This window comes from Mycobacterium sp. ABE4_509 (assembly GCF_056160785.1).
In genome coordinates this window covers 1-6,595 of record NZ_JBSWXU010000214.1, presented here as the reverse complement: position 1 = coordinate 6,595, position 6,595 = coordinate 1, and the positions used below count along the sequence as shown (strand labels likewise).

Annotated in this window: 7 protein-coding genes; 4 read left to right on the top strand and 3 right to left on the bottom strand. The window is 69.9% G+C overall.

Annotated features, from left to right (window positions below):
• Positions 1 to 494: hypothetical protein (locus tag ACXAID_RS26520; RefSeq protein ID WP_475025162.1), on the bottom strand; the 494-nt coding region annotated here is incomplete at its 3' end.
• Positions 495 to 661: 167 nt separating this feature from the next.
• Here ACXAID_RS26520 and ACXAID_RS26515 point away from each other — a divergent pair.
• On the top strand, positions 662 to 1,909 hold the full coding sequence (locus tag ACXAID_RS26515) for a mannosyltransferase (protein ID WP_475025163.1): 1,248 nt from the start codon (positions 662 to 664) through the stop codon (positions 1,907 to 1,909).
• Here the strand turns inward: ACXAID_RS26515 and ACXAID_RS26510 are convergent.
• A complete protein-coding gene (locus ACXAID_RS26510) occupies positions 1,857 to 2,138 on the bottom strand; it encodes a 4a-hydroxytetrahydrobiopterin dehydratase (protein WP_475025161.1) in 282 nt (93 codons plus the stop codon). The two genes, ACXAID_RS26515 and ACXAID_RS26510, sit on opposite strands and share 53 nt — an antisense overlap.
• Positions 2,139 to 2,163: 25 nt before the next feature.
• Between ACXAID_RS26510 and ACXAID_RS26505 the strand changes: the two genes are divergently transcribed.
• On the top strand, positions 2,164 to 2,589 hold the full coding sequence (locus ACXAID_RS26505) for a (deoxy)nucleoside triphosphate pyrophosphohydrolase (protein WP_475025160.1): 426 nt from the start codon (positions 2,164 to 2,166) through the stop codon (positions 2,587 to 2,589).
• On the opposite strand, the gene ACXAID_RS26500 is transcribed toward ACXAID_RS26505, so the two are convergent.
• Complete coding sequence (locus tag ACXAID_RS26500) at positions 2,583 to 2,855, bottom strand: hypothetical protein (RefSeq protein ID WP_475025159.1); 273 nt, start codon at positions 2,853 to 2,855, stop codon at positions 2,583 to 2,585. The two genes, ACXAID_RS26505 and ACXAID_RS26500, sit on opposite strands and share 7 nt — an antisense overlap.
• Before the next feature lie 286 nt (positions 2,856 to 3,141).
• On the opposite strand from ACXAID_RS26500, the gene typA reads away from it, so the two are divergent.
• Together typA and ACXAID_RS26490 are read left to right on the top strand one after the other, a co-directional pair.
• A complete protein-coding gene (typA, locus tag ACXAID_RS26495) occupies positions 3,142 to 5,043 on the top strand; it encodes a translational GTPase TypA (RefSeq protein WP_475025158.1) in 1,902 nt (633 codons plus the stop codon).
• Between the two features lie 47 nt (positions 5,044 to 5,090).
• Positions 5,091 to 6,595: ABC transporter family substrate-binding protein (locus tag ACXAID_RS26490; protein ID WP_475025157.1), on the top strand; the 1,505-nt coding region annotated here is incomplete at its 3' end.

Genomic DNA, 6,595 nt, shown 5'->3' with positions numbered 1-6,595 from the left:
GCGGGAGCCAGCGGGGCGGCGGGGGCGGTGGCGACCGGGGCGGTGGGGGTTGCGCCACCGGGGAGCAGTCCGCCCAGTCCGAGGTCGGAGGGCATCAGCGACACCAGGCTGCCGGGCACGCCGAGCGAGTCGGTCAGACCGTTCAGCGCCGTCATGGGGGCCGCGGCAGGGGCCGCGGGAGCGGTCGCCGCGGGAAGCGCGGTGGCCGGCTGGGGCAGGCTGACCGAGGCGGTGGCCGTGGGTGCGGCGCCGGTGGCCGGGGTCGTCGGGGTCGCGGGGCTCATCGCGTTGGCGAACGTCTGGAGGAGGTTCGAGGCCGCTGTCGGGTTGGCCAGCTGCTGGAGCATGTCCAGGCCCGGAACGCCGGGAGCGGGAGCGGGCGCCGGTGCGGGTGCCGGTTGCGCGGCCGCCGAGGAGCTCAGCGCGACAGCAGCCGAGACCGCCCCTGCCGCAGCGATGATCGTTGTTGCAAACACTTTCCGGGTGCGGTGCATGGAAGTCTCCCAAGTTTTCGAAGGCACTGAAGGCATAGATGGGACGGAACGAACCGCCTGCAACCGAAGCTAGTGCGTTACTAGAGTTACTCAAGTGACACGTGTGGCATTTATGCAACCGTTACGGACGTGAAGGCGGACGGTGACCGCTCGCTAGAGTCAGGCCCATAAACGTTTCCGACTCCGCATCAGCAACGTCTGGGCCGCGACTGGCGACCAGGCTGACCGCCGCGGCGCCGGTTCTGCTGGTCGCCAGCATCGCTGCCCGGCTGGCCTGGACCTACCTGGTGCCCACCGGAGCCAACTTCGTCGACCTGCATGTCTACGTGGGCGGCGCCGCAGCGCTGAACCAGCCCGGCACGCTCTACGACTACCTGTACGCCGAGCAGACTCCGGACTTCCCGCTGCCGTTCACCTACCCGCCGTTCGCGGCCATCGTGTTCTACCCGCTGACCCTGCTGCCGTTCGGTTTGGTGGCGGTCTGTTGGCAGGTCGGAGTGGTCGCCGCGCTCTACGGTGTGGTCCGCCTGAGCCAGCGCCTGCTCGAACTCGGTTCCGCGCCCGCCGGCAGCCGCCGCGTCGCGATGCTGTGGACCGCGGCCGGAATCTGGACGGAGCCGCTGCGCAGCACCTTCGACTACGGACAGATCAACGTGTTGCTGGTGCTGGTCGTGCTCGCCGCGGTGTACAGCAGCAGGTGGTGGCTCTCGGGTCTGCTGGTGGGGGTGGCCGCCGGCATCAAGCTCACCCCTGCGGTGTCGGGTCTGTACTTCCTCGGCGCCCGGCGCTGGCGCGCGGTGCTCTTCTCGGCACTGGTCTTCCTCGGAACCGTCGCGGTGTCGCTGGTCGTCGTCGGCGAGCAGGCCCGCTACTACTTCACCGACCTGCTCGGCGACGCCGACCGCATCGGGCCGGTCGCCACGTCGTTCAACCAGTCCTGGCGAGGCGGGATCTCCCGGATCCTCGGCCACGACGCGGGGTTCGGCGTGCCGGTCCTGGTGGCGGTCCTGGTCACCGCGGTACTGACGTGGCTGGCGTGGCGAGCGATCGGCGGCGCCTCCGACCGGCTCGGGGCGATCCTGGTCGTCCAGCTGTTCGGGTTGCTGGTTTCGCCGATCTCGTGGACGCACCACTGGGTCTGGCTGATCCCGCTGATGATCTGGTTGCTGCACGGTCGGCTGGCCGGCTGCCTCGGCGCGCGGATCCTCGGCTGGGGATGGCTGACGTTGACCCTGGTCGGGGTGCCGTGGTTGCTGGGCTTCGCCCAGCCCGACATCTGGCAGATCTCGCGGCCCTGGTATCTGGCCTGGGCCGGTCTGGTCTACATCGTCGCCACCCTGGCGACGCTGGTCTGGCTCGCCGCTAGCCCAGCAGTCCGTCGATCTCGCGAGCCATCTGAACGTCCTTGTCGGTGATCCCGCCCTCCGAGTGCGTCACCAACGCAAAAGTCACCGTCCGCCAACGGATGTCGATGTCGGGGTGGTGGTCTTCAGCCTCGGCGTGCTCGGCCACCCGGCGCACCGCGTCGATGCCCTCGAGGAAGGCCGGGAACTTGATCGAGCGGCGCAGGGCGCCGTCGGCGCGCTCCCAGCCGTCGAGGTCGGGCAGTGCGGCGTCTACTTGGTCATCGGTTAACACAGCCATGTCTCCGACGGTACCGTCAGCCTCGATGCCCGCACAGATCGTCGTTGCCGGAGCGCTGATCTCGGGCGCCGCCCTGCTCGTGGCGCAGCGCGCCCGGCCACCGGAACTGGCCGGGCTGTGGGAGCTTCCGGGCGGCAAGGTCTCCGAAGGGGAGAGCGACGCCCAGGCCCTGACCCGGGAACTGCGCGAGGAACTGGGCATCACCGTCACAGTGGGTGCGCGCCTGGGCGGCGACGTCGCGCTCAGTGCGACGACGACATTGCGTGCCTACCTCGTCACCCGCACCGGCGGCACCCCGCGCCCCGACGACCACCGCGCGCTGCGGTGGGTCGGGGCGGACGAACTCGACGGGCTGCCTTGGGTTCCCGCCGATCGCGCGTGGCTGCCCGACCTGGTCCGGGTGCTGCGCGCACCGGCCGGCCACGACCCGGCCGGCACGCCCGCTCAGTAGTGCAGCCGGTCGCCGACCACCCGCACATCGGACCTGCTGTCCGGATGGGTCAACGCGTGAATCGGATGGGTCAGCACCGGGTGACGACACTGCGGGCACGACGCCTGGGGGCGGTTGCGCGAGTTGAACGTCAGGTGGTGGCAGGCCTCGCACCGCACCACGTAGAAGGCCCCGACCCAATTGGCCAGACCGAGGTAGAACGCCACCGTGGTGGTCACGGCCAGAACCGCGACGAGGACGATGGTCGGCACCAGATAAACCGTCATGATCGGCACCTCCAAGACGCCGGACCGATACCTCCGACGGTACGCCCACGGGTACGCCCGGATCAGGACTTTCGGGCGCGTTTGTACACCTTCGTCAATTCCTGACCCCGGATCCCGTTCAGTTCCGCCTTGTGGACCTTGTTCACCACCACCGGGCAGCGCTTGCACCGGGGCTTGCTCCGGCAGCACTTCTTCTTCGGTTTCAGGTCGGCCAACTTGCTCGGCTTCAAGTGAGCTGCCTCTCTCGTTTTCGCGATCGGTGCAGTGCACTGCGACAATCACCGGCGTGAACGCACGCCCCGACTTCCGCAACGTCGCCATTGTGGCCCACGTCGACCACGGCAAGACGACCCTGGTCGACGCGATGCTGCGCCAGTCGGGGGCGCTGACCCACCGCGGCGACGACGCGGTGGAGCGCCTGATGGACTCCGGTGACCTGGAAAAAGAAAAAGGGATCACCATCCTGGCCAAGAACACCGCAGTGCACCGCGCCCACCCGGACGGCACGGTCACCGTGATCAACGTCATCGACACCCCCGGCCACGCCGACTTCGGCGGCGAGGTCGAACGCGGGCTGTCGATGGTCGACGGTGTGCTGCTGCTCGTCGACGCCTCCGAAGGCCCGCTACCGCAGACCCGCTTCGTGCTGCGCAAGGCGCTGGCCGCCCACCTGCCGGTCATCCTGGTGGTCAACAAGACCGACCGGCCCGACGCGCGGATCGGCGAGGTCGTCGACGAGAGCCACGACCTGCTGCTCGACGTGGCCTCCGATCTGGACGACGAGGCCCAGGCGGCCGCGGAGAAGGCGCTCGATCTGCCGACGCTGTTCGCCTCCGGCCGGGCCGGAATCGCCAGCACCACCCAGCCCGCCGACGGCGAGGTGCCCGCGGGCGACAACCTCGATCCGCTGTTCGACGTGCTGATGGAACACATCCCGCCGCCGTCGGGCGACCCGGAGGCGCCGCTGCAGGCGCTGGTGACCAACCTCGACGCGTCGGCCTTCCTGGGCCGGCTGGCGCTGATCCGCATCTACAACGGCCGGCTCAAGAAGGGCCAGCAGGTGGCCTGGATGCGGGAGGTCGACGGCGCGCCGGTGATCACGAACGCCAAGATCACCGAGCTGCTCACCACCGTCGGCGTCGAACGCACGCCGGCTGACGTGGCGACAGCTGGCGATATCGTTGCGGTCGCGGGCGTGCCCGAGATCATGATCGGCGACACCCTGGCCGACCCTGAGCACGCCCACGCGCTGCCGCGCATCACCGTCGACGAACCCGCCATCTCGGTGACCATCGGCACCAACACCTCACCGCTGGCCGGCCGGGTGTCCGGGCACAAGCTGACCGCACGGATGGTCAAAAACCGGCTCGATGCCGAACTGGTCGGCAACGTGTCGGTCAAGGTCGTCGACATCGGCCGCCCCGACGCCTGGGAGGTCCAGGGCCGTGGGGAACTGGCGCTGGCCGTGCTGGTCGAGACGATGCGCAGGGAGGGCTTCGAGCTGACCGTCGGCAAACCGCAGGTGGTCACCCGCACCATCGACGGCAAGCTGCACGAACCGTTCGAAGCGCTGACCATCGACTGCCCCGAGGAGTTCGTCGGCGCCATCACCCAGCTGATGGCCGCCCGCAAGGGGCGCATGGAGGAGATGGCCAACCACGCCGCCGGGTGGGTACGGATGGACTTCGTCGTGCCCAGCCGCGGCCTGATCGGGTTCCGCACCGACTTCCTCACCGAGACCCGCGGCACCGGCATCGCCAATGCCGTTTTCGAGGGCTACCGGCCGTGGGCCGGCGAGATCCGGGCCCGGCACACCGGCTCGCTGGTGTCCGACCGCTCCGGCAGCATCACCCCGTTCGCGATGATCCAGCTCTCCGACCGCGGCCAGTTCTTCGTCGAGCCCGGCCAGGACACCTATGAGGGCCAGGTGGTGGGCATCAACCCGCGCGCCGAGGACCTCGACATCAACATCACCCGCGAGAAGAAGCTGACAAACATGCGCAGCTCGACAGCCGACGTCATCGAGACGCTGGCCCGGCCGCTGGAGCTCGACCTCGAGAAGGCCATGGAGTTCTGCGCGTCGGACGAATGCGTCGAGGTCACACCCGAGATCGTGCGGGTTCGCAAGGTCGAGTTGACGGCCTCGCTGCGGGCCAGGGCCAAGGCGCGGGCCAAGGCGCGCGGCTGAGCCGCGGTCACCGGGAACGCATCCGCGCGATGGATACCCTATAGAGCGTGCCGACGACTCAGCGACGCGTCAGCGCCGTCCCCAGGTCGGCATTGGCCGCGGTTTCCGCAGTTCTGACGTTGGTCGCCGGCTGCACCGTCAGCCCGCCCCCGGCCCCGCAGAGCACCGACACCACCCAGCCGGCGCCGCCGCCCCCGGTGAAGGTCAGCCAGATCATCATGGCGATCGACTCCATCGGGCCCGGCTTCAACGACCACCTGCTGTCCGACCAGTCACCGGTCACCGCGGCGATCAGCGCGCTGGTGTTGCCGAGCACGTTCCGGCCGATCCCCGACCCGCGCACGCCGACCGGTTCACGCTGGGAGCTCGACCCGACCCTGCTGGAGTCCGCGGAGGTCACCAGCGAGGACCCCTTCACGGTGACCTACACGATCCGCCCGGAAGCGCAGTGGACCGACAACGCGCCGATCGGGGCCGACGACTTCTGGTACCTGTGGCGCCAGATGGTCAGCCAGCCCGGTGCCGTCGACCCCGCCGGCTACGACCTGATCACCGGGGTGCAGTCGGTCGAGGGCGGAAAGACCGCCGTGGTGACGTTCTCGCAGCCCTACCCGGCGTGGCGGGAGCTGTTCAACAACATCCTGCCGGCCCACATCGTCAAGGACGTCCCCGGCGGGTTCGCGGCGGGCCTGGCCCGGGCCCTGCCCGTCACCGGCGGGCAGTTCCGGGTGGAAACCATCGACCCGCAGCGCGACGAGATCCTGCTGGCCCGCAACGACCGCTACTGGGGTGAACCGGCCAAACCCGACCTGCTGCTGTTCCGCCGCGGCGGCTCGCCCGCCGCGCTGGCCGACTCCATCCGAAACGGGGACACCCAGGTCGCCCAGGTGCACGGCGGCGCGGCCGCGTTCGCGCAACTGTCGGCCATCCCCGAGGTGCGCACCGCACGCATCGTCACCCCGCGCGTGATGCAGCTGACCTTGCGGGCCGACCAGCCGATGCTGGCGCCGACACAGGTGCGCGAAGCCATCCTGGGGTTGCTCGACGTCGATCTGCTGGCGGCCGTCGGCGCCGGTGACGAGAACACCGTCACACTGGCCCAGGCCCTGGTCCGCTCCCCGTCGGACCCCGGATATGTGCCGACCGCCCCGCCTGCGATGTCCCAGGAGGAGGCGATATCGCTGCTGGCCGACGAGGGCTACCGGATCGCGTTGGCCGACACTCCGACCCCACCGGCGCCCACCCCCAGCCCACCCGAGAACCGGGGCCAGTTCCTGCGGGACGGCGAGCCGCTGACGCTGGTGATCGGCGTCGCCGACAACGATCCGACCGCGGCGGCGGTCGCCAACACCGCCGCCGACCAGCTGCGCAGTGTGGGGATCGTGGCGTCGGTGGCGGCGCTGGACCCGGTGGTGCTCTACGGCGATGCGCTGATCAACAACAGGGTCGACGCGGTGGTCGGCTGGCGTCAGGCCGGCGGTGACCTCGCCACCGCGCTGGCATCGCGGTTCGGCTGTCCGGCGCTGGAGGCCACCGCCGTGCCCACCACCCC